General features: G+C 74.1%; 26 protein-coding genes. 10 read left to right on the forward strand and 16 right to left on the reverse strand.

Going from position 1 to position 26,203, the window contains the following annotated elements; all coding sequences use genetic code 11:
• Positions 1-37 precede the first annotated feature (37 nt).
• Positions 38-397, forward strand: a complete 360-nt coding sequence (locus VFZ92_RS30030) for a hypothetical protein (protein WP_330879439.1) — start codon at positions 38-40, stop codon at positions 395-397.
• Positions 398-503: 106 nt separating this feature from the next.
• Here VFZ92_RS30030 and VFZ92_RS30035 read toward each other — a convergent pair whose 3' ends face one another.
• The 3 genes from VFZ92_RS30035 to VFZ92_RS30045 all read right to left on the reverse strand — a co-directional run bounded on the left by VFZ92_RS30035 (position 504) and on the right by VFZ92_RS30045 (position 2,767).
• Positions 504-1,118, reverse strand: coding sequence for a hypothetical protein (locus VFZ92_RS30035; RefSeq protein ID WP_330879440.1), 615 nt, complete (start codon positions 1,116-1,118; stop codon positions 504-506).
• 78 nt (positions 1,119-1,196) lie between these two features.
• The gene (locus tag VFZ92_RS30040) at positions 1,197-1,820 is read right to left on the reverse strand and encodes a class I SAM-dependent methyltransferase (RefSeq protein WP_330879441.1); all 624 of its coding nucleotides are present in this window, start codon (positions 1,818-1,820) and stop codon (positions 1,197-1,199) included.
• 215 nt (positions 1,821-2,035) lie between these two features.
• Positions 2,036-2,767, reverse strand: coding sequence for an SDR family NAD(P)-dependent oxidoreductase (locus VFZ92_RS30045; RefSeq protein WP_330879442.1), 732 nt, complete (start codon positions 2,765-2,767; stop codon positions 2,036-2,038).
• A 124-nt stretch (positions 2,768-2,891) separates the two neighbouring features.
• Here VFZ92_RS30045 and VFZ92_RS30050 point away from each other — a divergent pair, with 124 nt between their 5' ends.
• Positions 2,892-3,800: a sucrase ferredoxin gene (locus VFZ92_RS30050; protein ID WP_330879443.1), complete on the forward strand. Its 909-nt coding sequence runs from the start codon at positions 2,892-2,894 to the stop codon at positions 3,798-3,800.
• On the opposite strand, the gene VFZ92_RS30055 is transcribed toward VFZ92_RS30050, so the two are convergent.
• Complete coding sequence (locus VFZ92_RS30055) at positions 3,779-4,297, reverse strand: TetR/AcrR family transcriptional regulator (protein ID WP_330879444.1); 519 nt, start codon at positions 4,295-4,297, stop codon at positions 3,779-3,781. The two genes, VFZ92_RS30050 and VFZ92_RS30055, sit on opposite strands and share 22 nt — an antisense overlap.
• A gap of 341 nt (positions 4,298-4,638) precedes the next feature.
• Here VFZ92_RS30055 and VFZ92_RS30060 point away from each other — a divergent pair, with 341 nt between their 5' ends.
• Together VFZ92_RS30060 and VFZ92_RS30065 are read left to right on the forward strand one after the other, a co-directional pair.
• Entirely contained in the window at positions 4,639-5,166 is a 528-nt protein-coding gene (locus VFZ92_RS30060) for a CGNR zinc finger domain-containing protein (protein WP_330879445.1), read from the forward strand.
• A gap of 88 nt (positions 5,167-5,254) precedes the next feature.
• Entirely contained in the window at positions 5,255-5,416 is a 162-nt protein-coding gene (locus VFZ92_RS30065) for a hypothetical protein (protein WP_330879446.1), read from the forward strand.
• Positions 5,417-5,616: 200 nt separating this feature from the next.
• On the opposite strand, the gene VFZ92_RS30070 is transcribed toward VFZ92_RS30065, so the two are convergent.
• Together VFZ92_RS30070 and VFZ92_RS30075 are read right to left on the reverse strand one after the other, a co-directional pair.
• On the reverse strand, positions 5,617-6,234 hold the full coding sequence (locus VFZ92_RS30070; protein ID WP_330879447.1) for a helix-turn-helix transcriptional regulator: 618 nt from the start codon (positions 6,232-6,234) through the stop codon (positions 5,617-5,619).
• 34 nt (positions 6,235-6,268) lie between these two features.
• The gene (locus tag VFZ92_RS30075) at positions 6,269-7,171 is read right to left on the reverse strand and encodes a pentapeptide repeat-containing protein (RefSeq protein WP_330879448.1); all 903 of its coding nucleotides are present in this window, start codon (positions 7,169-7,171) and stop codon (positions 6,269-6,271) included.
• A gap of 133 nt (positions 7,172-7,304) precedes the next feature.
• Between VFZ92_RS30075 and VFZ92_RS30080 the strand changes: the two genes are divergently transcribed.
• From VFZ92_RS30080 to VFZ92_RS30095, 4 genes are all read left to right on the forward strand, one after another.
• Complete coding sequence (locus VFZ92_RS30080) at positions 7,305-7,670, forward strand: DUF1707 domain-containing protein (RefSeq protein WP_330879449.1); 366 nt, start codon at positions 7,305-7,307, stop codon at positions 7,668-7,670.
• Between the two features lie 69 nt (positions 7,671-7,739).
• Positions 7,740-9,143 (forward strand): amidase, encoded by a 1,404-nt coding sequence (locus tag VFZ92_RS30085; protein ID WP_330879450.1) that lies wholly within the window; start codon positions 7,740-7,742, stop codon positions 9,141-9,143.
• A 43-nt stretch (positions 9,144-9,186) separates the two neighbouring features.
• Positions 9,187-10,083: an aminoglycoside phosphotransferase family protein gene (locus VFZ92_RS30090; RefSeq protein ID WP_330879451.1), complete on the forward strand. Its 897-nt coding sequence runs from the start codon at positions 9,187-9,189 to the stop codon at positions 10,081-10,083.
• Positions 10,084-10,146: 63 nt separating this feature from the next.
• Positions 10,147-10,779, forward strand: coding sequence for a DUF4232 domain-containing protein (locus tag VFZ92_RS30095; protein ID WP_330879452.1), 633 nt, complete (start codon positions 10,147-10,149; stop codon positions 10,777-10,779).
• A gap of 20 nt (positions 10,780-10,799) precedes the next feature.
• Here the strand turns inward: VFZ92_RS30095 and VFZ92_RS30100 are convergent, their stop codons facing one another.
• The 9 genes from VFZ92_RS30100 to VFZ92_RS30140 form a co-directional block, all read right to left on the reverse strand.
• Positions 10,800-11,519, reverse strand: coding sequence for a hypothetical protein (locus VFZ92_RS30100; protein WP_330879453.1), 720 nt, complete (start codon positions 11,517-11,519; stop codon positions 10,800-10,802).
• A gap of 81 nt (positions 11,520-11,600) precedes the next feature.
• Positions 11,601-12,812 carry an SPFH domain-containing protein gene (locus VFZ92_RS30105; RefSeq protein WP_330879454.1) on the reverse strand — a complete coding sequence of 404 codons (1,212 nt, stop codon included), beginning with the start codon at positions 12,810-12,812 and terminating at the stop codon, positions 11,601-11,603.
• A gap of 15 nt (positions 12,813-12,827) precedes the next feature.
• Positions 12,828-13,253: an NfeD family protein gene (locus tag VFZ92_RS30110; protein ID WP_330879455.1), complete on the reverse strand. Its 426-nt coding sequence runs from the start codon at positions 13,251-13,253 to the stop codon at positions 12,828-12,830.
• An 89-nt stretch (positions 13,254-13,342) separates the two neighbouring features.
• A complete protein-coding gene (locus VFZ92_RS30115; RefSeq protein WP_330879456.1) occupies positions 13,343-14,155 on the reverse strand; it encodes a DUF3097 domain-containing protein in 813 nt (270 codons plus the stop codon).
• Between the two features lie 11 nt (positions 14,156-14,166).
• Positions 14,167-14,937: an aminoglycoside phosphotransferase family protein gene (locus VFZ92_RS30120; protein ID WP_330879457.1), complete on the reverse strand. Its 771-nt coding sequence runs from the start codon at positions 14,935-14,937 to the stop codon at positions 14,167-14,169.
• Complete coding sequence (locus VFZ92_RS30125; protein WP_330879458.1) at positions 14,934-15,110, reverse strand: hypothetical protein; 177 nt, start codon at positions 15,108-15,110, stop codon at positions 14,934-14,936. Before VFZ92_RS30125 ends, VFZ92_RS30120 begins: the two co-directional genes overlap by 4 nt.
• Before the next feature lie 118 nt (positions 15,111-15,228).
• Positions 15,229-15,705, reverse strand: a complete 477-nt coding sequence (locus VFZ92_RS30130) for a GNAT family N-acetyltransferase (protein WP_330879459.1) — start codon at positions 15,703-15,705, stop codon at positions 15,229-15,231.
• Between the two features lie 286 nt (positions 15,706-15,991).
• On the reverse strand, positions 15,992-16,783 hold the full coding sequence (locus VFZ92_RS30135) for an SCO1664 family protein (protein ID WP_330879460.1): 792 nt from the start codon (positions 16,781-16,783) through the stop codon (positions 15,992-15,994).
• 8 nt (positions 16,784-16,791) lie between these two features.
• The gene (locus VFZ92_RS30140; protein WP_259626024.1) at positions 16,792-17,358 is read right to left on the reverse strand and encodes a DUF3090 domain-containing protein; all 567 of its coding nucleotides are present in this window, start codon (positions 17,356-17,358) and stop codon (positions 16,792-16,794) included.
• Between the two features lie 97 nt (positions 17,359-17,455).
• Between VFZ92_RS30140 and VFZ92_RS30145 the strand changes: the two genes are divergently transcribed.
• Together VFZ92_RS30145 and VFZ92_RS30150 are read left to right on the forward strand one after the other, a co-directional pair.
• Complete coding sequence (locus VFZ92_RS30145) at positions 17,456-19,375, forward strand: S9 family peptidase (protein WP_330879461.1); 1,920 nt, start codon at positions 17,456-17,458, stop codon at positions 19,373-19,375.
• Complete coding sequence (locus VFZ92_RS30150; protein WP_330879462.1) at positions 19,372-20,232, forward strand: LD-carboxypeptidase; 861 nt, start codon at positions 19,372-19,374, stop codon at positions 20,230-20,232. Before VFZ92_RS30145 ends, VFZ92_RS30150 begins: the two co-directional genes overlap by 4 nt.
• An 18-nt stretch (positions 20,233-20,250) precedes the next feature.
• On the opposite strand, the gene VFZ92_RS30155 is transcribed toward VFZ92_RS30150, so the two are convergent.
• Positions 20,251-25,965, reverse strand: a complete 5,715-nt coding sequence (locus VFZ92_RS30155) for a DUF3320 domain-containing protein (protein WP_330879463.1) — start codon at positions 25,963-25,965, stop codon at positions 20,251-20,253.
• Positions 25,966-26,203: the final 238 nt, after the last annotated feature.

Raw genomic sequence — 26,203 nt, forward strand, 5'->3', positions numbered from 1 at the left:
AGCGGTGGTGACCCTCACCCCGCACCGGCGGGAGACGGTGACCCTCACCCCGCACCGGCGGGAGACCCTGGCGGTGATACGCCCCCGCGGTGACCTGCTGGTCCTGCACACCCTGCTGTGGGCGGAGGACATCCGTGATCCCGGATTCACTTTACCCACCGGATCCCGCGCGGGACAGCGGGAGATCCACGCTGCTGTGATGGTGATCAACTCCATGACCACCAAGACCGACCACGACAACCCACCACCGGAATCGCCACCACCGGGATCGGGATCGCCACCGCCGGGATCACCGGGATCCGATCTGCTCACCGCGCTGCATCACAGCCTGGAACAACCCCGCACCCACCAACCACCCACACCACCCCACCGACCCGGCCAGCGGCCAGATCAGTGATGGGCCGGGGGCGGGTCAGTGATCACGGCGGAAGAAGAGATCGTGAATCGCGTGGGGTAACCCAGGGGTGACCGTCGACCGCAACCGGGGTGCGACCGCGCCACCGTCACAGCGGACCGCTGTACAACACCACACCCGCCCCGTCGAACACCCGCACCGTCAACCCCGATACCCGATCCCGCGGCAACGGCACGAAATAAGCGAAGGTCTCCGCCGCGGTGTCGGCCAGGACCGGACGACCACCCGGCAGGAACATCTCTATCCGCGCCACCTGCGGCAACGTCCGGCCATAACCCAGAAACCCGGTATCAGCATCCACACCACCCCCACCCACCAACACCCGACCCACGTTGCGCAAACCCCGCTCCGTCAGCGGGCCCACGCCTGAGCCTGAGCCCAGCGGGTGCACACCGCACATGGCGATCACCTCTGGTGAGCTCGCGACGACGATCTTGTGGCCCTGGCCGTCGTCGATGAGGGCTCCGAGAGTGAAGTTGGCTGGGTCCAGTTCGGGGTTTCCGCAGGAGCGCAGGAGTTCTGCCTTGACCGCTTGGGGGTCCTTGGCCTTCTGCTCCTTCTGCTCCTGGCTCGCGGGTGCCGTGGGGGCAGGCTGGGGTGTCGTGCCTGCCGCGGCCGGGAGTTCCCGTGGTTCCCACAGGGCGTTGCTGATCACTGCCAGCAGCAGCGCTACAGCGGCGGCCACTACGGCGGTGGCTCGCATGGATCCGATCGGCACCTTTTTCCCTTCAGTCCTGGGTGAAAGTGTGGCACGAACGGGTGGGGAAGATCGACACCAGCCTCACTTCGGGCGCAGGATCGTGGTGCGTTTGGTCTGCTCGCTCTCCAGGGCGGAATGAACGGGTACGTCGTAGGAGGCGAGAACGGTGAATTCCGCGCGGGGCAGGTGGGCTCGTTGGGGGTCCCCCACGAGGACCGCCGCGCCTCGTCCGGTGGCTGCCCGGAGGAACGGCAGGACTCGGTTGGCCATGCCCCGGTCGTAGAAGACGTCGCCCGCCAGGACCACGTCGTAGGCGTTCGGTTCTCCTCCCAGGAGGTCCGTGTTCGCCGTGGTGATCGTGACGCCGTTGAGGGCCGCGTTGAGGGGGATGGCGGCGGTGGCGAGGGGGTCGATGTCGTTCGCCGTGGCCATCGCTGCTCCGGCCAGGCGGGCGGCGATGGCCACCAGGCCCGAACCGGAGGCCAGGTCCAGGACGTGGCGGCCGATGACCACCTCGGGGTGGTCCAGGACGTAGCGGGCCAGGGCTTGGCCGCCCGCCCACGGGAACGCCCAGAACGGTGGGTCGTCCTTCGCCGTGGCCTCCCAGAGGGAGATGACGTCGTCCGCTCCGTGCAGGATCACTTCCGGCACCAGCGGAACCAGTTGGGGCCGGGTGTTGTCCAGCACGAACCTCGTGTGGTCCACCTAAGCGGTCATCGGGGTGGCGGTGTGCGGGCGAGCGCGGGTCGGGCTCGGGGAAGCGCCCCCTGGTGTTCGGGTTCGGTCAGTGGGGATCTCGCCATGGGGTGATGGTAGTGCTGGTGGAAAGGTGCGTCGGTTCGGGATCGAGTGGGGCGGGAAAGGGGAAGTGGGAAGGAAAGGGGAAAGGAAACGGGGAGGCGGAGGCGGTCGTGGAGGGGTTAGAGACCGCCTGCCACTCGTAGTACGGCACCGGTGGTGAAGGCCGCTTCCGGGCTCAGCAGCCAGGCTATGGCGTTGGCGATGTCGTCCGGCTCGCCCGCGCGGCGCAGGGGGATCACCGCGGCCATTCGATCGGGGCGGTCGGGGATGCCCGAGACGGCGTGGATGTCGGTGCGGACGGTGCCCGGTGCCACGCAGTTGACGCGGATGCCGCGCGGGCCCAGTTCTTTGGCGAGGCCGATGGTGAGGGCGTCCACGCCTGCTTTCGCGGCGGCGTAGTGGACGTACTCGTTGGGGCTGCCCAGGGTTGCGGCGGCTGACGAGACGTTGACGACGGCGCCGCCCTCGGTGAGGTCGCGGGCGGCCCTGCGGGCGCAGAGGAGGACGCCCAGGAGGTTGACGTCGAGGACGTGGCGGAGGTCTTCGACGCGCAGGTCGGCCAGTGGGCCGGCGGGGCTGGTGGCGCCCGCGTTGTTGACCAGGCCGGTGATCGGGCCCAGGACGCTGGCCGCGGTGTCGAACAGTTCGTCGACGTCCCGCGGTGAGGTGGTGTCCACGCGGACGGCGACGGCCTGGCCGCCGTCGGCGCGGATGTCGCGCGCCAGCGCGTCGGCCTCGTCGAGGGCTTGGCGGTAGCCGATGGCGACGTGGTGGCCTCGGGCGGCGAGGGTGCGGACGGTGGCGGCGCCGATGCCGCGGCTCCCACCGGTCACCACGGTGACGGGATTCATGCGGTGAGCCTAGAGAAACCAGGGGTGGGTTCCGGTGGGGTGGGTATCCGGCGTGGATGCGTCACCGATCAGCGAACGCCGCCCCGGCTTCACCCGTTCAGCCCTGTTCGGGCAATCTGTGGCTGTGATCGAGCCGCTCTGCTCCGCGTTCTCCGCGGCCCTCGACGAGCCCCGGTCCGGGACGGCCGCCACGGCGAAGGCGTGGGTGTGCCTGGAGCAGCCGGGGCCGTGGGGTCCGGACGCGCTGCTGGAGAGCCACCTCGACCCGGAGCTGGGTGCGGAGCTGATCCGCCGGTCGACCGGGACCGGGGTGCGGGTGCTGCTGATCCGTCGGCCGGGCAAGCACGCCGACCGGCACCTGCCGCAGCGTCGCCGCGTCTTCCTGGCCAGTTGCGCGCCCGGCTCGTCGTGGCTGGAACGGGCGGAGCTGACCGAGCCGGAGGAGTTGCTGGAGCTGGACTTCGCCGCGCTCGGGGAGGGGCGGTCGACCGGGTTCGGCACGCCGGAGGCGGGGCCGCTGCTGCTGGTGTGCACCAACGGCCGCCGTGACGTGTGCTGCGCGCTGTACGGGCGGCCGATCGTGGCGGACCTGGTCGCGCGGCACGGTGACGCGGTGTGGGAGTGCACCCACACCGGTGGTCACCGGTTCTCCCCCACCGGGGTGCTGCTGCCCTCGGGATACCTCTACGGGGGGTTGGACACCGACTTCGCCGACGCGCTGCTGGTCGCGCGGGACGTGGTGGTGGAGCGCTGCCGGGGGCGGTCGTACTGGTCGAAGGCGGGGCAGGTCGCGGAGGTCGCGGTGCGGGCGCGGACCGGAGAGGTCGGTGACGTGCTGCGGGTGGAGCCGGAGCGGCGGCGGGACGAGACGGCGTGGACGGTGCTGGTGCGGCACGACGACGGCCGCGAGTGGGAGGTCGGTGTGGCGGCGCGGAGGCTGCCGCCCGCGCGGCCGACCAGTTGCGGCAAGGAGCCCGCGATCCCGACCGCGCTGGTCGTGACGAGCGTCGATCAGCTCGTGCCGGTGGCCTGAGCGCCGGGTTTCCCGGTCGCGGCGCGCGGCACGGCCGCGGAGAACAGGCCGAGGCCGAGGGCGTACGGGTCGGCGAGGCCGACCTCGTGCAGCGCGTCCTCGGGGAGCGCGAGCAGCGAGATCGCGACGCCGAGGAAGTAGGCGTCGAGCAGGCCGGTGTCGCGGGTGGTGCTGGGCAGTCCGGCGGTCTGGTGGAGTTCGGCGCTGGCCTCGGCGTTGGCCACGGCCATGCGGCTCAGCGCCGCGCGCACGCCGGGCCTGCGCACGGCCTCCAGGTACAGCTCGACCATGGCGAGGACGTGCGTCGGGTCTTCGGCGACCGCGCGGCGCAGCAGCGCCGGGTACAGCTCGGCGACGTCGGTGGCGGTCACGTCGGCGGGGGTGGTGTCGCGGAGCCGGTGGACGGCGGCGACGTGCAGTTCGGTCATCCGGTTCGCGGCGGCCTGGAGGAGGGCTTCCCTGGTGGGGAAGTAGTTCTTGGTGGTGCCGAGGGGCACGCCCGCCCCTCGGTCGACCGCACGGTGGGTGAGACCCCGGCCGCCTTCGTTGGCCAGCACTGAGATGGCCGTATCGCACAGCAGTTCACGACGGAGCGTCACAATTTCGGACGATACTGGTTCCTTCGGGTGAGCGCAGCGCCGGGGTGGACCGTGAAGCACCCACGGCGGTCACGATCAGGCCGCCCTGGAGCACCAGCCAGCCGCCGCACACGCACCGCTGGTAGCGGACCTGACCCGCAGCGCTGCGGTGCGTGGAGGCGGGGGCGGTGGGGTCGGTCACGGGCCAGCCGCAGGACGGGCATCTGGTGTTCACTCCCCCAGCGTGCTGTCATGGTTCAGTGCATTTCAACCCTTACGGTGGGCTGGCGGCCGAACTCGCGGTCTCGCTGGTCAACGCCGACCCCGACCAGTCCCCCGACGAGCTGCTCGCGCTGCTGCGCGCGCACGACTACCGCCACGCGGGGAGCTTCGACGCGGCGGGCGCGGCCGAGCTGATGGCGTGGGCTCGGCGGCTGGAGGCGGTGTTCGCCGGGACCGTGGACCGGGTGGCCGCGCTCAACGAGCTGCTGGCGGAGTCGTCGACGCAGCCCTACATCTCCGTGCACGACGGTCGGGAGCCGCACCTGCACTTCGCCCGCGAGGAGGGGCCGACGGTGGCGCGGGTGAAGGCCTACACGGCGTCGGGGCTGGCGCACGCGTTCTGCCAGGACCCCGATCGGGTGGGGCGGTGCGATCGGGAGGGGTGCGGGGTGGTGTACGTGGACACCTCGCGCAACGGGCGTCGGCGGTTCTGCTCCACGCGGTGCTCGAACCGGGTGCACGTGTCGGAGCATCGCCGGACGCGGCGGAATCGGACGTCGGCGTAGGGGTGGGGGTGGGTGCGGAGGGCGGGAAGCGGGTGCGGAGGGCGGGAAGCGGGTGGGAAGGGTGGAAAGGGTGGGAAGGCGGCCGGGAATGAGGGAAGAGGAAAGAAGAGGGCGGTCGGGCAGGCGAGCGGGGAGCAGTCGAGCAGCGGGCAGCGGGCAGCGGGCAGCGGGCAGCGGGCAGCGGGCAGCGGGCAGCGGGCAGCGGGCAGCGGGCAGGCAGGCGAACAGGCGCAGGGGCGGGCACGGGTGAGTGGACATGGGTGAGCGAGTGGGAAACGAGTGGGCAGGCGAACAGGCAGCGGGGGTTGGTAGTGGGCGGACAGGAAGGGAGAGGTCGGCAGTGGACGGGTGAGCCGGTGGACAGCGGGCAGGCGAGCGAACAGGCACCGGGGGCGGTAGCGGACGGGTGGGCTGGTGGACAGCTAGTGGGACGCGGGTGGGTGGGGTGGGTCAGGGGTTTGTGCGTAGTTCGGTGAGCAGGCCGTAGACGGTGGAGCGGGAGATTCGCAGGGCCTCTGCTACGACCGGGGTGGCGCGGCGGACGGTGAAGACGTGGGCCTCGTCCAGGGTGCGGAGTACTGCCAGGCGGTCCTGGCGGGTCATGCGGTCCACCGGGCGGCCGGTGGAGCGGACGTGGGCGCCGATCACGTGGGCTATGCGGTGCGACCAGTCGGTGTCGAACAGGGGCTCTGGTGGTGGGGTGGTGGGGGCGCCGAAGGCGGAGAGGACCGCCGCCGCGCGTTCCAGGGGGGTGCGGTCGAGGTTGACGCACAGGACCGCTGAGGGGGTGCCGTCGTCGTCCCGCAGGACCGCGCTGACCGAGGACAGGCGGCGGCCGTCGGCCAGGAGCTTCTCGTAGGGGCCGTAGACGTCGTCGGCGGACGGGTCCAGCCGGTCGAGGTCGCCCAGCGCGGACGGGTCGCCGGGGGCGCGGGCGGTCAGGGGGTTCCAGACCTCCAGGACGCGGTCCGTGGCGGGGTCGTGGAGGACGACCTCGGCGTACGGGCCCAGCAGCAGCGTGACGGCCCGGCACACCGGTTCCCACCTGAGGACGCGCGGATCTCGCATGCCCGGACTCTACGTCCAGACTGGACGAACCGTCCTAGACGGGGCCGGGTTCGGCGGGGAGCGGGGGGACGCGGCGGCCGAACAGGGTGCCGTCGAAGCTGGCGTCGTCGGCGAACAGGGCGTCGGTGACGTCGGTGCGGCCGCGGAACCAGGTGTGGTCGAAGTGGGCGTCCTTGCCGAACACCGTGCCGGTGAAGTACGCCCGGCCGCCGAAGCGGACGCGGCGGAACCCGGCGGTGTCGGCGAACTCCGCGCGGCTGAACACCGCGCGGCCGGAGAAGCGGGAGTGGCTGAACGTGGCCTCGGCGGTGACGCGCATCCCGTCGAAGGAGGCGTTGCCGGTGAAGCGGGTGCCTCGGAAGGACGCGGAGCGGGCGAACAGGGCGTCGTCGAAGCGGACCAGGCGGCCGAAGCGGGCGCCGTCGAACTCGGCGTCACCGGTCACCGTGACGGCGTCGAAGCGGCTGGTGCCGAGCAGTTCGGCGCGGGCGAACCGCGCCGCGCGGACGCGGCAGCCGCGCAGGTCGAGGTCGACGAGGGTCGCGCCGTCGAAGCGCAGGCTCATCCCGGCCCAGAAGTCGGGGCCGGGCCGCAGGTGCCGCACGAGCGCGTCCTGGAGGGTGAGCCGCCACTCGGCGTCCACGCCGTGGTCGACGCCGCCGCGCAGGCCCGCGCAGATGGAGGTCACGATGTCCTGCCGAAGCCGCGACCGGTCCTGGCCGATGGCCTCCAGGGCCCGCAGGCCCTCCACGTCGCCGTCGCGGAGCCTGCGGTGGGCGTCGCGCCAGGTCGACAGGTGCTTCTCGGCCTCGCCGCTGGTGCGCCTGCGGGCGTGGTCGTCGAGCAGGGCGTCGGCCTGGCCCTGGCGGTAGTGGCGGACGGCGATCACGAGCGCCACCACGCCGAAGAACAGCACGGTGAGCCAGGTCGAGGACATGCTCCGCATCATCCACGATCAGGGGTGGGTACGTCGTGGGGCGTACCCGTGATCACCGCTTCCCGACCGACGCGCGCGGCGCGCGCCGCGGTGAGGATGGAGGGCGCACGCCGACCGTCCAGGAGGGGAAGCCATGAGCGTCGAACCGAGCCCGGTGCGCGCGTCGGACGCCGATCGGGAGCGGGTGGTCGCCCGGCTGACCTCGGCGGTCGGCGACGGCACGCTCACGCTGGCCGAGGTGGAGGAGCGCCAGGCGCTGGCCTACGGCGCCCGGTTCCGCCACGAGCTGCCGCCGCTCACCGCCGACCTGCCCGCGCCACCGGCTCCGCGCGGGCGGCGGCCTCCGGTGCGGGCGTTCGTGCCCGTGGCGGTGCTGCTGCTGGTGGTGCTGTGGGTGGTCTCCCCGGTCCCGTTCCCCTGGCCGGTGTTCCCGCTCGCGTTCATCGCGCTGCGGGTGTCCTCGGCGGGCGGCCGGCGGAGGTGGGGCGCGGGCACCTGACGCGGCCGCCCGCAGGTCCCCGATCCGAAAATGCCCGGTGGAGATCGGTTCCCGCACTAGGGTTTCGGCATGGACCTCACCGAGGCGTGCTTCGCCGGGGCCGCTCGCCAGGCCGAACTGCTGCGTTCGGGCGAACTGACGTCCCGCGAGCTGGTCGCCGAGTGCCTGCGCCGCATCCACCTCCACGACCGGGAGCTGAACGCGTTCCGGGTGGTGTTCGACGCGGCGGCGCTGGCCGAGGCCGACGCCGCCGACGCGACGCGCGCGGCCGGTGGGGACGCGCCGCTGCTGGGGGTGCCGATCGCGGTGAAGGAGGACCTGGCCGTGGCCGGTCTGCCCACCACGAGGGGCACCGACGCCGTGGGCACGCCCGCCGCCGAGGACTCCGAGGTCGTGGCGCGGCTGCGCCGGGCGGGCGCGGTCGTCGTGGGTCGCACGCGGATGCCGGAGCTGGGCCTGTGGCCGTACACGGAGAGCTCGTGGGCCGGGGTGACGCGCAACCCGTGGTCGCACGACCACTCCCCCGGCGGTTCCAGCGGCGGGTCGGCCGCGGCGGTGGCGGCGGGGTTCGTCGGCGGTGCGATCGGCACCGACGGCGCCGGGTCGATCCGCATCCCGGCGGCGAGCACGGGGCTGTTCGGCCTCAAGCCGCAGCGCGGTCGCGTGTCGCTGGCCCCCGACGAGCAGGTGTGGACCGGGTTGGTCGCGGCCGGACCGCTGACCAGGCACGTGCGGGACTGGGCGCTGATCGCCGACCAGATCGCCGACCCCAACGGTCCGGCCCGCCCGCCCCGGACGAGCTTCACCGCCGCGGCGACGGCCGATCCGGGCCGGTTGCGGATCGCGGTGTCGCTGCGCCCGTGGGGGCCGGGGATCCCGCTCTCGCAGGAGGTCCGCGACGTCGTCCTGGACACCGCGAGCCTGCTCGGCGACCTCGGCCACGACGTGGTGCGCACCGACCCGGAGTTCGCCGACGTCGCCGGGTCGACCGCGTTCGCCGCCCGCTACCTGCACTGCGCCGCCCTCGGCATGGCCGACGTGGAGCAGCCCTCGCGGCTGGACCACCGGACGCGGCAGGTCGCCGCGCTGGGTCGACGGCTGCCCGCCGGGCTGGTGCGCAAGGTCGTCGAGCAGGGCGACCGCCTCACCGGGCACGCCAACCGGATCTTCGCGGACTGCGACCTGCTGCTGACCCCGGTGCTGACGCGTCCGCCGCTGCGGATCGGCGAGTGGTCGCGCTGGTCCACGATCCGGGCGCTGCTCGCGGCGGCGCGGATGACGACGTTCCTGCCCCTGTGGAACGTCACGGGCAACCCGGCCGCGGCCGTTCCCGCGGGTCACACCAGTGGTGGGCTGCCGCTGGCGGTGCAGCTCGTCGCCCGCCCGCACGACGAGTGCACGGTGCTGTCGGTCGCGGGCCAGCTGGAGCGGGCCCGGCCGTGGGCGGACCGGCTGCCGCCCGCGTTCGCCTGAAACCCGGTTGCCGCGCGCCCGACCGGTCCCCGACGCTGGCGGCATGCCCCCGCTGATGCACGCCGACGAGGTGCCCGTCGACAGCGCGCTGGTGCGCGCCCTGGTCGCCACCCGGTTCCCGCTGTGGGCGGGCCTGCCCGTCACGCCGGTCGCGTCCACGGGCACCGACAACGCGGTGTTCCGCCTGGGTGACGACCTCGTGGTGCGGCTGCCGCGCGTCGGGTGGGCGGTGGACGCCGTGGCGCGCGAGCACCGGTGGCTGCCGAGGCTGGCCCCGCTGCTGCCGGTCGCCATCCCCGAGCCCGTCGGCCTCGGGCACGCCGCGCACGGCTACCCGTGGCCGTGGTCGGTCTACCGGTGGCTGCCCGGCACCAACCCCGCGTCGCGCACCGCGGGTCCGCTGGTGGACGGGATCGCCGGGTTCATCACCGCCCTGCGCGCGGTCGACACCACGGGTGCTCCCGCCAACGGCCGGGGTGTGCCGCTGGCGTCGCGGGACGGGGCGACCCGCGACGCGATCCGGTCGCTGACCGGCCTGGTCGACACCGATCTGGTCACGGACGCGTGGGAGGCCGCCCTGGAGGCCCCGGAGTGGGACGGGCCGCCGGTGTGGGCGCACGGCGACCTCTCGCCGGGCAACCTCGTCGCCTCGGACGGGGTGCTGTCGGCGGTGGTCGACTGGTCCGGGGTGGGGGTCGGGGACCCGGCGTGCGACCTGATCGTCGCGTGGAACCTGCTGGTGGGCGACGCGCGCGCCGCGCTGCGGACCGCGCTCGACGTGGACGCCGCCCAGTGGGCCCGCGGTCGGGGGTGGGCGCTGTCGGTGGCGCTCCTGCAACTCCCGTACTACCGGCTCAGCAACCCCGCGCTGGCCGCGAACGCCCGTCACGTGATCGCCGAGGTGACCGCCGACCACACCACGTCCGGGTGTCGTCGGTGAGCGAGGTGTGATCACGCGGTGCGTCCTGGGTAGCCCGAGGGGTGAACCAGAGGGAGGTCCAGGATGCGCACACTCATCACCGCGACCGTCACGGCCTGCGCCGGGGCCGCGCTGCTCACCGCGTGCGGTGCCCAGTCCGAGTCGTCGACGGGCGCCCAGCCGTCCGCCGTCGCGATCACCCCGACGACGGCGGCGAGCGCGCCCGCGGCGAGCGGGAGCCCGGCGCCGACCTCGACGCCCGCGTCGGGGGCCGAGAGGGACGCGGGCGCGTGCGCGTCGGCCGAACTCGCGGTGTCGGCGGGCCCCAGCCAGGGGGAGAGCGGCATGCAGAAGGCCGACGCGACGTTCACGCTCACCAACAAGGGCACCCGCTCGTGCACGCTCGACGGGTTCCCCGGCGTGTCGTTCGTGACCGGGAACGACGGCACCCAGGTCGGTGAGCCCGCGCGCCGCAACGCGGCGGCCCCGCAGCTCGTGACGCTGGCGCCCGGCGCGGCGGTGGCGACGTTCCTGCTGATCACCAACCCCGGTGCCTTCGACGAGGCCGAGTGCGGGCCGGTGGACGTCCGCGGGCTGCGGATCTACCCGCCGGGCGAGACGGCGGCGCTGTTCCTGGAGGGGGCGACCCGCACGTGCGGCACCCCGCCGCGGGGCGAGAGCCTGCTGACGGTGGGGCCGGTCGGCGTGCTGCCGTGACCGCGAGGGACCGCGCCCGGTCAGGAGGCGGGGTTGGTCGTCCGGCGCAGTGCCTCGGCGTCGTGCGGCCGGCCCAGCCGCAGGTACTCCGCGACGGCGAGGTCCACGAGCCGGGCGGCGGCACCGCGTCCGCCGGTGGCGTCCAGGCCGCGGTGCACCCAGCCGATCGCCTCCTCGGAGCGGCCCGCGTCCTGGAGGACGGTGGCGACCTGGAGGTAGTGCCAGCCCGAGGACAGGTCCTTCGCGAGCACCATCACCTGGAGGTCCACGTCGCCGGTGTGCTCGGCCAGCTCCTCCATGATCCGCAGCAGCGCCCACCGGGTGCGGTCGTAGCGGCCCGTCTCGCCGAAGCCGATCACCGGGAGGGCGTCGAACTGGGTCACGACCCGCTCCCGGTAGAGGCGCAGGCCGTGCTCGTCGAGGGCGTCGGCGTAGTCGTCGAGCCGCACCTCCGGCGCTTCGGGGAAGTCCAGTTGCAGCCGCAGCAGCCAGTCGACGAGCGCGTCCGGGTCGGGTGACCACGCGGCGCAGGCCGCGGCGTGCGTGCCGAGCGCGCGGTCGGCGAGGTCGGCGTGCGGCGGTGTGGAGAGGACCTCGACGAGGTGGGCGGCGATCTCGACGTGCTCGGCGGTGGGGGTGGCGCGGACCTCGTGGTCGAAGTCGGCGACGGCCGACACCAGGTCGTCCCACCGTTCGGGGGCGGTCAGGGCGGAGACGACCGCGGCCGGGAGGGAGTGCATCCGGACATCCTTTCACCCGAACGTGCGACGGCCCCGTGTGGAAGACCACACGGGGCCGCGTCGCTCAGGTGATAACGGCGGCTACTCCCGCGGCTGCTGCAACGACCGCGGCGTCGTGGGCTGGCGCTCGCCCTCGATCTCCGGGCGCGCCTCGGACGGCGCCACGGCGGGCGCGGGGCGGCCGGTGCTCAGCGGACCGGGCACCTCCTGGCGCGCCACGGCCTCCGCGGCCCGGACCGCCTCCAGGACGTGCGGGTCGGGCGCGGTGTCGAACCACGCGGCGATCGACTCGTCGTTCTCCTCCGGCTTGGCCGCCGGGGCCTCGTCGGCGGGCGGCTCGTAGCGGAACACGCCGTCGTCGCCCTGCTTGCCCAGCGAGCGGGCGAACCCCTCCAGGGCCTTGCCGAAGTCCGACGGGATCATCCAGACCTTGTTCGCGTCGCCCTGCGCCATCTGAGGCAGCGTCTGGAGGTACTGGTAGGCCAGCACCTCCGGCGTCGGCTTGCCCGCCTTGATCGCGGCGAACACCTTCTCGATCGCCTTCGCCTGGCCCTGCGCCTGGAGGTAGCGGGCGGCGCGCTCGCCCTGGGCGCGCAGGATCGCGGACTGCCGCTCGGCCTCGGCGTTGAGGATCGCGGCCTGCTTGCCGCCCTCGGCGGACAGGATCGCCGCCTGCTTCTGGCCCTCGGCCGACTTGATCGCCGCTTCGCGCTGGCCCTCGGCGGTGAGGATCATGGCGCGCTTCTCGCGGTCGGCGCGCATCTGCTTCTCCATCGAGTCCTGGATGGAGGGAGGCGGGTCGATCGCCTTCAGCTCGACGCGGGCGACGCGGATGCCCCACCGGCCGGTGGCCTCGTCGAGCACGCCTCGCAGCTGGTTGTTGATGGAGTCGCGGGACGTCAGCGTCTCCTCCAGGCTCATGCCGCCGACCACGTTGCGCAGCGTCGTCGTGGCGAGCTGCTCGACACCGACGATGTAGTTGGAGATCTCGTACACCGCGGCGCGCGGCTCGGTCACCTGGAAGTACACGACGGTGTCGATGGACACGGTCAGGTTGTCCTGGGTGATCACCGGCTGCGGCGGGAAGGACACGACCTGCTCGCGCAGGTCGATGCGGGCGCGGACCCGGTCGATGAACGGCACCAGGATGTTCAGGCCTGGAGCCGCGGTGTTGCGGTAGCGGCCGAGCCGCTCGATGACCGCGGCGGTCGCCTGGGGGATCACCAGGACGGACTTCGCGGCGACGATCAGCACGAACAGGACGATGACGGCTATGACGACAAGGGTGGTCAACTCTCCAGCCTCCACTCAGGACTCGGCGAGTACCACTGCGGTCGCGCCCGAGATCTCGAAAACTGTTACTTCCGTGCCCGGTTCGAGCACGCGGTGGTCCAGCGACCGCGCGGACCAGATCTCGCCGTGCAGCTTGATCCGCCCGCCGTGGCCGTCGACCCGGTCCACCACGACGGCGCGGATGCCGATCAGGGCCTCGACGTTGCTCTTGAGGCCCTGCCCGATCTCCAACCGCCGCTTGAGCATCGGCCTGGCGCCCGCGATCAGCAGGATCGAGGCGACGGCGAACACCACAGCGCTGAGAACGGCACCGGCTCCCAGCGCCGCCGCGCCCGCTCCACCGAGAGCCGCAAGCCCCAGCATGAGCAGCACGAAGTCGCCCGAGAGGACTTCGGCGCCGACCAGCAGAGCACCGATGATCAGCCAGATGAGGGCGGCCATGGCCACATACTTACACCACCGGGCGACGAGCGACGGTGATCTCGCGGCGATTCACCGTCCCGCACCAGTGCGGATCACCCGGCCCGGGTTCACCCCTCCGGCGCGGTCACGAAGTCGATCAGCCGCTCCACCGCGCCGATCAGGGGCGTTTCCAGGTCGCGGAACCCGTGGACCCCGGCCAGCACCCGCGCCCACCCCTGGTAGGACTCGCCCCAGCCGAGGGCGGCGCACACGCCCTCCTTCCACGGCGTCCCGCGCGGCACCACCGGCCACGCCTCGATGCCGACCGACGACGGCTTCACCGCCTGCCACACGTCCACGTAGGGGTGGCCGGTGACCAGCACGTTCTCGTCGCGGACCGCCGACACCAGGCGGGTCTCCTTGCTGCCCGCCACGAGGTGGTCGACCAGCACGCCCAGGCGGCGGTGCGGGGCTGTGCCGAACTCGGCGATCCGGTCGGCGAGCACGTCCACGCCGTCCAGCGGCTCCACGACGACGCCCTCGACCCGCAGGTCGTGGCCCCACACCCGTTCCACCAGCTCGGCGTCGTGGAGGCCCTCGACCCAGATGCGGCTGTCGCGGGCGGTGCGGGCCCGCAGCCCCTCCACGCGCACCGAGCCCGACGCCGAGCGCGCCGGGGGCCCGGCCGAGGTCGACGGCAGGGGCCTGGTCAGCGTGACGGGTTTCCCGTCGACGAGGAACCCGGCCGGGCGCAGCGCGAACAGCTTCTCCCGCCCGTGCCGGTCCTCCAGCACCACGTTGCCGTACTCGAACCGCACGACCGCGCCGCAGAACCCCGTCACGGGGTCCTCCACCACGAGGCCGGGGTCGGCGGTCAGCTCGGGAACGGTCTTGCGCTTGCGGTTGGCCAGCACGTCACGGCCGTAGTCCTCGGATCGCACGGCCAGCGACGCTAGCGCTCACCCGGTTGGATGATGCGCCGCCACGCCGGGGAGAACACCGACAGGGCCCGGCACCACGCCAGCAGCCGCTCCGGGTCCACCACCGCGGACAGCTCCTCCGCGCGGGCGTACGGGTCTCCGCCGTCGAAGGCGAAGTCGACCGCGTCGAACGCCGGGTCGCCGACGCACGGCCGGGGGTCGATCGCCACCAGCCCGCGCGGGCCCGCGTCCAGGACGTTGTCCGGGTGCAGGTCGCCGTGCAGCAGCGCGGGCGGCACCCGGTCGTCCGCCAGTGCCAGCGCGGCGGAGTGGGCGCGGTCGTAGTAGCCCGGTGTGCGGCGTTGCAGCAGCGAGAACATGAGGTCCACGCGGTCGGCCAGCGGCCGGAAGCCCTCCGGCGCGGGTCTTCGGAGTCCCGCGAGCAGGTCGGCCACGCGTCCGCCGTCCGCGCCGCGCACGGGTGTGCCCGGCTCCAGGTGCTCCAGCAGCAGCGCCCCCTCGCCGAGGTCGACCTCCAGCACCCGCACCACCGACGGCGACCCCGACCAGGCCGCCAGTGCCGCGTGCTCCTCGGCGACCAGGTCGAGCTCGGGCACCAGCTTGAGCACCACAGGTGTGGTACCACGCCTGTGGCAGTACAGGGTGTGCGAGGTGTTCCCCACCAGCGGTCGCACCACGGCGAGGTTCCACCGGCGGGCCAGCCGGTCGATCCTCGCGGGCAGGGCGTCCACCCACGCCACCACTCCTGGCCCGAACCGCGACACCAGGCGGTCGGTGCTCAACGGGCCACCGTCGGGCAGGACCTCTCCGTCGCCCGTGTCCCGAACCGCCGCGACCACGGCGGCGGGACCACTCCCGTCCCCCTGGTCCCCGACAGGTCTCCGAGGTCGATCACGTCGTGCCACCCCAACTCCCCCACCAGTCCCGACACGAGCCCGTCACCGGCGACGAGCATCGTGTGCTCCTCACCCGACGACGCCGGATCCGCCACGAGTCCCGCGCTCGCCTCGGCGGCCACCCGCGCGGGCGGCTGTCTGGATCGCGATCCTCATGTGGCCAGGATGGCACCGGGATCACTCCAGGCGGAGGATGAACTCCTCGACCTCTTCGCCGCGCCCCTCGGCGAAGCCCTCGTCCTCGCCCACGACGAGGAACCCGCACTTCTCCAGCACCCGCAGCGCCCCGTAGTTGTCCTTGGCCGCGCGCGCGTACAGCGGCCGGGTCACCACCTCGTCGAGGAACAGCCGCAGCGCCGCCGACGCGAGCCCCATGCCCCAGTAGCGCGGGTCGATCCAGTACGACACCTCGGGCGCGCCGAACTCGACGAACGCGAGCACGTGCCCGACCACGTAGCCGTTGAACAGCACGGTGCGCGCCACGCTCGTGTCGTCGGTCAGGATCCGCGTCCACTTCAGCAGGAACGCCACGCGGTCCGTGGGGTCCTCGGCGGTGAACGCCGCCATCCAGGTCGACTCGGGGTCACGTTGGTGCTCGAAGAACGCGAGTACGTCCGACTCGGTCACCTCGCGCAGCTCGACGACGTCGTTCACGGCGCAAGTAGACCGCGAAGAGGGGCGTCAAAGCCACTGGTGAACTGACACGTCCGCGTTAACGCCACGTAAGACCCTCCAGCCCCACGAGTCGACAGGGAGATGGTTTCCGCAGGTGGGCGCGCTGCGACCTCGGGTGGGAGCACGACCGCCGGGACAGTGGACCAGACCTCGCGAGGCTGGTCGGAGATCGTTCCGGTGGGGGCGCGAGTCGCTCGTGGACAGTCGCCGAACCCCACCGCCGACCACGAAGGCGGACGAACCGGCCACCGAGGACCGGGGTCTCTCAGAACGCGGGCCACGGGATCGACGGCCAGTCCGACGACGGCTCCGGGTACACACCCGCCACCGCCAGCTTCTCCGTCCGCTCCACCAGCGCCCGCACCTCGCCGCGCGTCAGGTGGTCGTGCAGCTCCTCGCCCACCGGCCCGTCCAGGGCCGAGCGCAACCGCCGCAGCCCCTCCAGCGCCTCCGGCGGCAGGGGTTCGCCCAACCAGCCCCACAGGACCGTGCGCAGCTTGTCCTCGGTGTGCAGGCAGATCCCGTGGTCCACCCCGTACACCGAGCCGTCCACGGCGTGCAGCACGTGCCCGCCCTTGCGGTCGGCGTTGTTCACCACCACGTCGAACGCCGCCATCAGCCGCATCCGCTCGTGGTCGGCGTGCACCAGCACCGCCGGGTCGCCGTAGCGGTCGTGGGCGTGCAGCACCGCCTTCCACCCCGGCGGCACCTCCTCCTCCGCCACGATGTCGACCAGGTCCTGCTCGGCGGTCTCCACCCACAGCTGCACCATGCCGCTGCCGAACGGCCCAGGGCGCAGCACCGTCGGGGGCACCACGCCGAACCCCGAGGCCTCCGAGACCAGGTACGTCGAGACCTCGCGGCCCGCGAGCGTCCCGTTCGGGAAGTCCCACAGGGGGCGCTCGCCCCGCACCGGCTTGTACACGCACTTCGCCGAGACGCCGTCCAGCGAGATGCCGCAGAACAGCGTCGCGTTCGACGCGTCGACCAGCCTGCCCTCGACCTCGATCCGGCCGCGGGTCAACAGATCCAGCACACCGTCGTCACCGGGCAGCACGTCGGCGCTCAGCTCTCCTCGGTGCGCCGGTAGCCGTTCTGCCGCGGACACACGTGGCCGTCCGGGTCCAAGGGCTCCGAGCACAGCGGACACGGCTTGCGGCCCGCGTTGACCACCCGGTCCGCCCGCTCGGCGAACGCGCGGGCCTCCGAGGGCGACAGGAACACCCGGACCGCGTCCGGCCCCTCCTCGGTGTCGTCGAGGACCACGGCCTCGTCGACCTCGTCCTCGGTGATCGCCAGCAGCTCGATGACGACCGCGCTGGACTCCGCGTCCCAGCCCAGGCCCATCGTGCCGACCTTGAACTCCTCCTCCACCGGCGCCGTCAGCGGTTCGGTGTCCCGCAGGTCGGGTGGGGTGTCCTCGGGGACGTCCGCGCCGAACCGGCGGTGCACCTCCTCCAGCAGCGACGAGATGCGCTCGGCGAGGACCGAGACCTGTTGCTTCTCCAGCGCGACGCTGACCATGCGGGCGTCCTCGGAGGCCTGCAGGTAGAACATGCGGTCGCCTGGTTGCCCGACTGTGCCGGCGACGAACCGGTCGGGCTGACGGAATACGTGAATGACGCGTGCCATGACTTCCCAACCCTAAGCCACACCGCCCGCGCGGGCGCGGCTGCCCCGGCGATCTCCTCGTCGCTGAGGACCACCCTCCGCGTATAGGGTCCCAGCCGTGGCGAAGATCGCGGCGTGCGGAACCTGGACATCCCCCATCGGCTCCGCGGAGGTCGCCCGCGCGGGCGGCGGGCTCCAGTGGGTCGACACGCACCGGGGCCGGGTGTGGTGGGCGACCAGCCGTCCCGAGGAGGGCGGCCGGGTCGGTCTGGTGCGCGACGGCGTGGACCTCCTGCCGCTCCCGTGGAACGCGCGCAACCGCGTCCACGAGTACGGCGGCAGGCCGTTCGTCGTGCTCGCCACCGCGCACGGGACCCGCGTCGCCTTCACCCACTGGAACGACCAGCGCGTCTACCTGTTCGACCCCGAGGACCCCGCGCCGACGCCCCTCACCCCGGAGCCGGAGCGCCACCACGGGCTGCGCTACTCCGACCTGACCGCCGGGCCGGACGACGCCGAGGTGTGGGCCGTCCGCGAGACCGTCACCGGCGACGCGCGCACCGACGTGCGGCGCGACCTGGTCGCCATCCCGATCGACGGCGGCCCCGTGCGGGTGCTCGCCGCGAGCCACCACTTCATGTCGGGTCCCCGGCTGAGCCCCGACGGCCGCCACTACGCGTGGCTCGGCTGGAACCACCCCGCCATGCCGTGGGACGGCACCGAGCTGTGCCTGGCGCCCGTCGGGAGCGGCGACCACGTCGTCCTCGCGGGCGGGCCCGACGAGTCCGTGTGCCAGATCGAGTGGGACACCGACCACTCGCTGCTCGCGCTCACCGATCCCGACGGCTGGTGGAACCTGCACCGGATCGGCGTCGACGGGTCCCGCAAGAACCTCGCGCCCGTGGCCGCCGAGATCGGCGGTCCGATGTGGCGCCTCGGCCACCGGTACTTCGCCGTCATCAACCCCGGCCGCTACGCGGTCCTGCGCGGCACCAGCCTCGCCGTGCTCGACGAGCGCACCGGCACGGTCACCGACGTCGACACCGACCTGCCGATCTGGTCGTCGCAGCTCAACGTGCACGAGGGGGTCGTCTACGACGGCGCGTCCGGTCCCCACGACGAGACGGCGCTGGTGTCGCTGGACCTGTCCAACGGCGAGCTGACCCGCCTCACCGGCGGCGAGGCCGCCGTCGACCCGGCCTACCTGCCGACCCCCGTGGAACGCGTCTTCACCGGGCCCGATGGCCAGGACGTCCCCGCCTACGTCTACCCGCCGCACAACCCCGACCACGCGGTGCCGGACGGGGAGAAGCCGCCCTACCTGGTGCACGTCCACGGCGGGCCCACCAGCCGCGCCGTCGGGAACCTCGACCTGGACCTCGCCTACTTCACCAGCCGCGGCATCGGCGTCGTCTCCGTCAACTACGGCGGGTCCACCGGCTACGGCAGGGCGTTCCGCGAACGCCTCCGCGAGCAGTGGGGCGTCGTCGACGTGCACGACTGCGCGCTCGTGGCCCAGGCGCTCGCCGACGAGGGCACGGCCGACCCGGACCGGCTGGCCATCCGCGGCGGCAGCGCCGGGGGCTGGACGGCGGCGGCGTCCATGACCACCGTGAAGACCTACCGGTGCGCGATGATCGCCTTCCCCATCCTCGACCTGCACGGCTGGACCGGCGAGGGCGGCGAGACCCACGACTTCGAGTCCCGCTACGTCGAGGGGCTCGTCGGCGCGCTCCCGGCCGCCGCCCAGCGCTACGCCGACCGCTCGCCCGCCAACCACGTCGACCAGCTCGCCGGGCCCGTGCTCCTGCTCCAGGGCCTGGAGGACGAGATCTGCCCGCCCGACCAGGCCGACCGGTTCGCCGCGGCCCTCGACGGCACCGGCGTCCCGCACGCCTACCTGACCTTCGAGGGCGAGCAGCACGGCTTCCGCAGGGCGGAGACGATCGCCGCCGCCGCGGAGGCCGAACTCTCCTTCTACGGCCAGGTCTTCGGCTTCACCCCGCCCGGTGTCCCGGTGCTGGGGCTGCGCGGGTGACCCGTCCCCCACCGCTGCGGCCGGGCGACCGGGTCACCGTGGTCGCCCCCGCGGGCCCCGTCCACCCCGGACTCCTCGCGGCGGGCACCGCGGTCCTGCGCACGTGGGGGCTCGACGTCCGCACCGCGCCCCACGTGCTCGACGTGCACCCCGAGCTGCCGTACCTGGCCGGGCACGACGCCGACCGCGCCCGCGACCTCTCCGAGGCCTGGCACGACCCCGACGTGGCCGCCGTCCTCAGCGCGCGCGGCGGCTACGGCAGCCAGCGCCTGCTCGACCACGTCGACTGGACCGCGCCGGAGCGGCCCACGCACTTCGTCGGGTCCAGCGACACCACGGCCCTGCACGCGGCGTTCGCGTCGACCGGCCTGGTGACGCTGTTCGGGCCCATGGTCGCCACGGCGGCGTTCGTGCACGACGTCGTGGCGCAGGAGAACCTGCGCCGGGCCCTGTTCGACCCGCCGACCGTCCTCACCGGACCCCGCGCCACCACCGTCGTCCCCGGCACCGCGCGGGGCACGACCACCGGCGGCACGCTCACCCTGCTGGACGAGCGGTCGCCCCGCGGCGGCGTCGTCCTGCTGGAGGACGTCGACGAGGACACCTACCGGCTCGACCGCCTGCTCACCGCGCTGCTGCGCGCGGGCTGGTTCGACACCGCCACCGGCGTCGCCCTCGGCTCCTGGCACCGCTGCGGCCAGGTCGAGCACCTCGTCCGCGACCGCCTGGCCCCGCTCGGCGTCCCCGTCGTCGGCGACCTCGGGTTCGGCCACTGCCCCGGCCAGCTCACCATCCCGCTGGGCGTGCCGGTCGAACTCGACGCCGACCGCGGCACGCTGACCGTCCTGGACCCGTGACCTGGTGCGGTCACCGCTCTAGCCGACGACCCGGCCGTCCGGATCGACCCGCAGACGGCCGCCGCGCACCCCGAGGTCCAGGGCCGCGTCCAGCCGTGCCGCGGCGCTCGCCGTGACCCTCCGGCCGCCGAACACGGCCAGCACCTCGCGCCGCAACTCGGTCACGGGCATCCCCGCGGCCCCCCTCGCCACCGCGACCAGGGCGTTGACGACCTCCCGCGCCGGCACGTGCTCGAAGGACCGCTCGACACCCTCCGGGGTGCGCCGGTAGCCGGTCCACTCGGCGGGCCGCACCCCGGCGGGCCACACGACGTCGTCCTCCACCGGCAGCGCCACCTGGGCCAGGACGGCGCCGCGGCGGGCCTCCGCGACCCTGGTCAGGCCGAACGCGCCCGCGACGAGCCTGACCAGCCGGTCCACGTGGACCGGCCCCTCCGCCGCGACCACCTCCGCCACCACGGCGGCGACCTGCGGCCCGCTGGCGGGGAGCCGGTCCAGCACCTCGACCGTCCCCACCTGCCGGGCGGGCCACGGCGTGTACGCGGGGACCTCGGGGACCTCGGCCGGGCCGAGCGCGGGGACCGGCACCAGGACGGTCGGCGGGGCCGGGGGTTCGCGCACCGGCTCCCGCCGCGCGGTGCCGCCCGCGCGCACGAGCGCCGCCAGCCGGTCGACCACGCCCGCGGGGTCGGCGAGCCAGTCCGGGAGCCACACGCGGCGGACCGCGGGCCAGCCGAGCAGGCCTTCCAGCACCTCCACGGGCAGGCCGTCGCGGTCGCGCGCGGTGAGCCGCGAGGCCCAGCCCGGCCCGTCGAGCAGCACGGCGACGACCGGGGCGCGGGGCCGGGCGGGGTCGGCCAGCACCAGGTCGACCCGGAACTCCGACAGGCCCACGTCCGCGGTCACCACGAGCCCGGCCTCGCGCAGGGCGGCGGCGACCGCGTCCCGGTGCCGGTCCACGACGGCCCGCCACCGCGTCCCCGTGGGCGGGATGCCGCCCGCGGCGACGTCCAGGTAGGTCCGCAGGTGCCGGACGCCGACCGAGGACGTCTCCTCCGCGCGAAGCTGGGCCGGGTCGAAGCTGGAGAACACGATCACCCGGCGGCGGGCGCGCGTGACGGCGACGTTGAGCCGCCGTTCGCCGCCGACGCGGTTGAGCGGGCCGAAGTTCAGCGGCAGCACGCCGCGCTCGGTGACGCTGAAGGCGGTGGAGAACAGGACCACGTCGCGCTCGTCGCCCTGGACGTTCTCCAGGTTCTTCACGAACAGGCCCTCGGCGGCGTCGTCCAGGGCCTCGGTGATCCTCGGGTCGTCGGCGTCGCGGAGCAGGCCCTCCACGCAGGCGCGCTGCTGCTGGTTGAACGTGACCACGCCGATCGACGGCACGGCGTCGGGCGAGGCGTCGAAGCGGCGGCGGACCTCGGCCACCACGGCCCGCGCCTCGACCGGGTTGGTGCGCAGCACCCCGGCCCCGCCGGAGCGGTGGAACGTCCCGTCGACCCGCACCAGCGACACCCCGCGGTCCGGGTCCGTCGCCGCGGGCGCGGGGAACGAGGACAGGGCGCCGTCGTAGTAGTGGTGGTTGCTGAACGCGATGAGCGACTCGTCCTGGCTGCGGTAGTGCCAGGTCAGCCGCTGCCGCCGCACGCGGGCCGAGACGCACTCGCCGAGGATCGACTCCTCGTCCTCGACCACGTCGCCGGGCTCGTCGGGCTCGGCGGTGCCGAACGCGCTCTCCGCGAACGACGTGGGCGGCATCTGCTTGCTGTCGCCGACCACCACGACAGACCTGGCCCGCCCCATCGCGCCGACCGCGTCGGCGACCCGCACCTGCGACGCCTCGTCGAACACGACGACGTCGAAGAGGCCCGCCGTGGCCGGGAAGAACCGCGCCACCGAGTCGGGGCTGACCAGCACGCACGGCATGGCGGCGGTGACGAGGTCGCCGAACTCGGTCATCAGCTCCCGCACGCGCAGCCCGCCGCGCCGCCTGCCGAGCTGGCGCCTCAGCAGCCCGACCCGGCCACCGGTCGCGGCCGGGTCGAAGGAGCGCGACCGCACGACCCGCGCCGGGACCGCCGTCCGCAGGTGCTCCCGCACCATCCCCGCGACCCCGACGAACCGGGCGACGGCCCGGTCGTGGGCGGCCACGTCGAACGAGGCGAGGCCGGTCGCGCGCGTCCGCTCGTCCACCGACGCCTCCGCGAGCCCCCGCTCGAACGCCCGCGGCGCGTCGTCCGGGTCCAGCCCGCCGCGCAGCAGCAGCGCGCGGGCGTCGTCGAGGTGCTCGTCGCGCAGCGGCTCCAGGTGGGCGAGCAGCGCGACCCAGCGCCGCAGGGACCCGTCGTCGCCGAGCCGCCGCTCCCCCGCGCTCGCCGCCCAGGTCGCGACCAGACCCGCCTCGCCCGCCCACTCGGCGATCGGCTCGACGCCCGCGCCGCAGGCCGTGGCGAGCTCCACCACCGCGACCGCCGCCGCGGCGATCGGCGCCGGGTCCAGCGCGGTGGACGACGCCAGGAGGTTCCGCAGCGGTCCGGCGAACCGGGTCCGCGCGGGCTCGGCCGGGTCGACCGCGGAGCCCGCCCACCGCAGCCACTCCGACCGGCGCACCACGAGCTCCCGCCCGGCGGGCGCGAACGGGCTCCACCCCGGCGGCAGCGCCAGACCGGGCACGCGGCGCACGGCCGCCGCCAGCCGGTCGACGCCCTCGCGCAGCGCGACCAGCTCGCCGGTCAGCTGGACCACGTGCTTCGGCTTGAGCCGCGCGCCGGGCCGCAGCACCGCCGCGAGCCGGTCGCCCACGGCGGCCAGCCGTCCGCGCCGTCCCCAGAACCGCGATCCCGCCGCCGCGCGGGCGGCGGCGTGCAGGTCGGCGACCGGCAGGTCCAGCGCGGCGGGCGTGACGACGTCCAGGCCGGGGTGGTCGAGCACGGCGAACTCCGCCACCTGCCGCCGCACCCCGTCGACGGCCCTGGTCCAGCGCTCGGTCCGCGTCTCGTCCAGCACCGCGAGCGGCACGCGTCCCCCGATCAGGGCGGCCAGCACCCGCAGGTCCTCCGGTTCCCGCACGGCGGCGAGGACCGGGTGGCGGGGCAGGGCCCGCAGGGCCGCGTCCAGGCGGGTGGCGGCGGCGAGGACGTCGGGCACGGCCACCGCCCGGTCGTCGACGAACGCCCAGGGGTGGTCGGGCCGCGGCCGGGCCGGGTACGCCACGTCCGGCAGGTCGCCGAACAGCCTCCGCAGCCGCGCGAGGCCGTCCGCCGACGCGGTGCTCAGGAACGCGGCCGACACCGGCAGCGCGGGGACGTCCCGGCCGATCGCCAGTGCCGCGTCCCGCGCCGAGTACAGCGACAGCCCGGCGGGGTTGCGGTCGTGCAGCTGGTAGGCGTACCTGGTCAGCGCCCGGCGGGCGGACCGCAGCTCGTCCAGCCGCGCCGACAGGCCCTGGTGGTCCGGCACGACGACGTGCTCCAGCGCCCGCGTCACCTGGGTCCGCACGGCCACCGGTGTGCTGGTCCTGTCGTGCAGGTCGAGCGTCAGCGGGCCCATGCCGACCTCGTCCAGCCTGCGCCGGACCACGTCGAGCGCGGCCCGCTTCTCCGCGACGAACAGCACCCTCTTGCCCTCGGCCACGGCCTGGACCAGCAGGTTCGTGATCGTCTGGGACTTGCCGGTGCCCGGTGGGCCCTCCAGCACGAACGTCCGCCCGGCCACGGCCTCGGCGACCGCCGTGAGCTGCGAGGCGTCCGCGGGCACCGGGCACCGCTCGGCGAGTTCCTCCAGGTCGTGCAGCTCCGACGTCGTCACCGGGTCCGCGAACGCCTCCTCCGGCCGGTGCACCAGGTGCGCCACCAGCGGGTTCTCGGTGAAGGTCTCCCAGTTGTCGTCGAGGTCCTTCCACAGGCGGAACTTCGCGAACTGGAGCACCGCGAGGTCGGCCGTCGGCTCCACGCGGTAGGGCAGGCCGCGGTCGGCGAGTGCCGTGCGGGTCGCCGCGAACACCGCGTCCAGGTCGATCCCCGCGGCGTCGGGTTCCGGTTCGGCCAGGCCGGGCACGTCCAGGCCGTGCACCTGCCGCAGCTTCTCCACCAGGCAGTGGTTCGGCGTGGACGAACCGGCCTCGTCCAGCGACAGCCGGTACCGGCCGCCGCGGCCGGACGGCGTGAGCACCACCGGCACCAGCACCAGCGGGGAGCGCAGCGGTCGGCCGTCCAGCTCCCACACGAGCGACCCGAGCGCCAGGTAGAGGTTGTTCGCCCCGGTCTCCTCCAGGATCGTCCGAGCCCGGTGCGCCAGGCCGCGCAGCCGGGGCGCGTAGGCCGCCTCCGTCACGTCCGCGTGGACCGACCTCCGGTCGACCAGCAGTTCCCGCAGGCGCTCCGGCGGCAGGTCCCGGCCCGCCCGCACCCCCCGTTCCCGGTCCACGGCGGCCAGGTCGTCCGACGCGCGCAGGGTCACCGCCCCGCCGCGGTGCAGCACGTCCTCCAGTTCCCCGAGCCGTTCCCCCGGTACCGCGAGCGGCAGCCCCGAGCGGGCGGTGAAGTTCACCAGCCGGTTGCGCAGGCTGAGGTCGAGCAGCGCGTTCTTCCAGCGGGTCACCCTCGGCGGGACGGGTGTCGCGTGCCTCGGGCCCGTGGTCGGCCGGGCGGCGACGGGCACCTCGGGCCGGAACCGCGGGGTGGGCGTGTACGGGCTGACCACCACGGTCCCGCCGGTGTCACGGGTGCGCGCGGGCAGCGGCACGATCCGGTCGCGCCGCGCGCGGGCCACGTCGACGACGCCGAGCACCCGTTCCAGCCCGCCCGCCAGGTACCCGTCGTACGGCGGTCGGTGGCTCGCCCCGAACGGCAGCCCGCGCACCGCGTGCGTGGTCTCGACCAGCCGGATCCGGTCGAGGTCGACCCGGTTGACCACGTCCGCCACGTCGGTCTGGGCGGGGCCGTCCAGCGAGGCCTCCTCGCGCCAGTAGCCGAGGAACGCGTGGTCGTCGGCCAGCCACAGCAGCGGGTTCACCCCGGCGTGCTCCAGCACCGCCGCCATGACGACCACCAGGTCCAGGCTCGTGGCGACGCGGTCGCGCAGGACCTGCCCCGGCGTCCGCACCGGCTGCCCGACGTCGGTCCACCCCTCGGGCGGGGTTCCCCCGGCGATCCCGCGGGTGCCGAGCACGTCGAAGACCGCCCGCGCGACCTCGTCCACCCGGTCGGGGCCCGCCTGGTAGCCCTGGAGGGACGGGCTGCCGGTGGTCGCGAGCAGCCGGTCCGCGACGAGCCCCACCAGGTCCACCACGGACGGGTGGTTCGGCTGCACGTGGGCCGCGAGCATCTCCAGGCCGAGCGGGAGGGGCCGCGCCGACCACTGGTGGGCGGCGAGCACCCGCACCGGCGCCGACGTCCCGGCCAGTCGGACGCCACCGACCTCGACCCACGCCCGGATCGTGCCCGGCCGCTGCTCCTCGACCAGCAGCATCGCCGCCGGGTCCAGTGCGAGAGGCAGGTCCGTCAGGACCGTCGGTCGCCCGGCGGGCAGGTCCAGGGGCAGGCGGCGCGCCTCCGACAGCGGACCGGTGGCGTCCGCGAGCACGAACCCCAGCACGGCGCCCCGCACGTCCTGCCGCACGCCGTCGACGGTGACCCTGCCGATCACCGGGACGCCGTTGTGCGCCATCGCGTAGCTGACCACCGACACCGCTTCGAGGGTCACGGACACCGGCGACTCGTGCTCGGGGTGCAAGCGCGGCTCCCTGCTCGGATCGGCACGCCGATCGACCACCCGGCCCGACCAGCCGATCGACTCGGATTCGACGGGAACGGCGTCAGCGTTACACCCCCGGTCGGTGGGTGTTCGGCCGGGACGGCATGCCGGTTCGCGACACCGCGTTGTCGATCTTCTGACGCGGGTGGCGGGGAACGGTTCCCGCCGGATTTCGCTTCAGTCCGCGCTGAACCAACGGAGACGGCGAGGTTTACCG

The organism is Umezawaea sp., from assembly GCF_036375055.1.
GTDB lineage: Bacteria > Actinomycetota > Actinomycetes > Mycobacteriales > Pseudonocardiaceae > Umezawaea.

Excerpts from the sequence above, each read along its gene's own strand:
- VFZ92_RS30035 (WP_330879440.1), bottom strand. The coding sequence starts at position 1,118 with ATGCGAGCCACCGCCGTAGTGGCCGCCGCTGTAGCGCTGCTGCTGGCA.
- VFZ92_RS30075 (WP_330879448.1), bottom strand. The coding sequence starts at position 7,171 with ATGTCCTCGACCTGGCTCACCGTGCTGTTCTTCGGCGTGGTGGCGCTC.
- VFZ92_RS30065 (WP_330879446.1), top strand. The coding sequence starts at position 5,255 with ATGAGGGAAGAGGAAAGAAGAGGGCGGTCGGGCAGGCGAGCGGGGAGC.
- VFZ92_RS30110 (WP_330879455.1), bottom strand. The coding sequence starts at position 13,253 with ATGGCCGCCCTCATCTGGCTGATCATCGGTGCTCTGCTGGTCGGCGCC.
- VFZ92_RS30140 (WP_259626024.1), bottom strand. The coding sequence starts at position 17,358 with ATGGCACGCGTCATTCACGTATTCCGTCAGCCCGACCGGTTCGTCGCC.
- VFZ92_RS30125 (WP_330879458.1), bottom strand. The coding sequence starts at position 15,110 with ATGCTCGTCGCCGGTGACGGGCTCGTGTCGGGACTGGTGGGGGAGTTG.
- VFZ92_RS30095 (WP_330879452.1), top strand. The coding sequence starts at position 10,147 with ATGCGCACACTCATCACCGCGACCGTCACGGCCTGCGCCGGGGCCGCG.
- VFZ92_RS30080 (WP_330879449.1), top strand. The coding sequence starts at position 7,305 with ATGAGCGTCGAACCGAGCCCGGTGCGCGCGTCGGACGCCGATCGGGAG.
- VFZ92_RS30070 (WP_330879447.1), bottom strand. The coding sequence starts at position 6,234 with ATGCGAGATCCGCGCGTCCTCAGGTGGGAACCGGTGTGCCGGGCCGTC.
- VFZ92_RS30100 (WP_330879453.1), bottom strand. The coding sequence starts at position 11,519 with ATGCACTCCCTCCCGGCCGCGGTCGTCTCCGCCCTGACCGCCCCCGAA.
- VFZ92_RS30085 (WP_330879450.1), top strand. The coding sequence starts at position 7,740 with ATGGACCTCACCGAGGCGTGCTTCGCCGGGGCCGCTCGCCAGGCCGAA.
- VFZ92_RS30045 (WP_330879442.1), bottom strand. The coding sequence starts at position 2,767 with ATGAATCCCGTCACCGTGGTGACCGGTGGGAGCCGCGGCATCGGCGCC.
- VFZ92_RS30090 (WP_330879451.1), top strand. The coding sequence starts at position 9,187 with ATGCCCCCGCTGATGCACGCCGACGAGGTGCCCGTCGACAGCGCGCTG.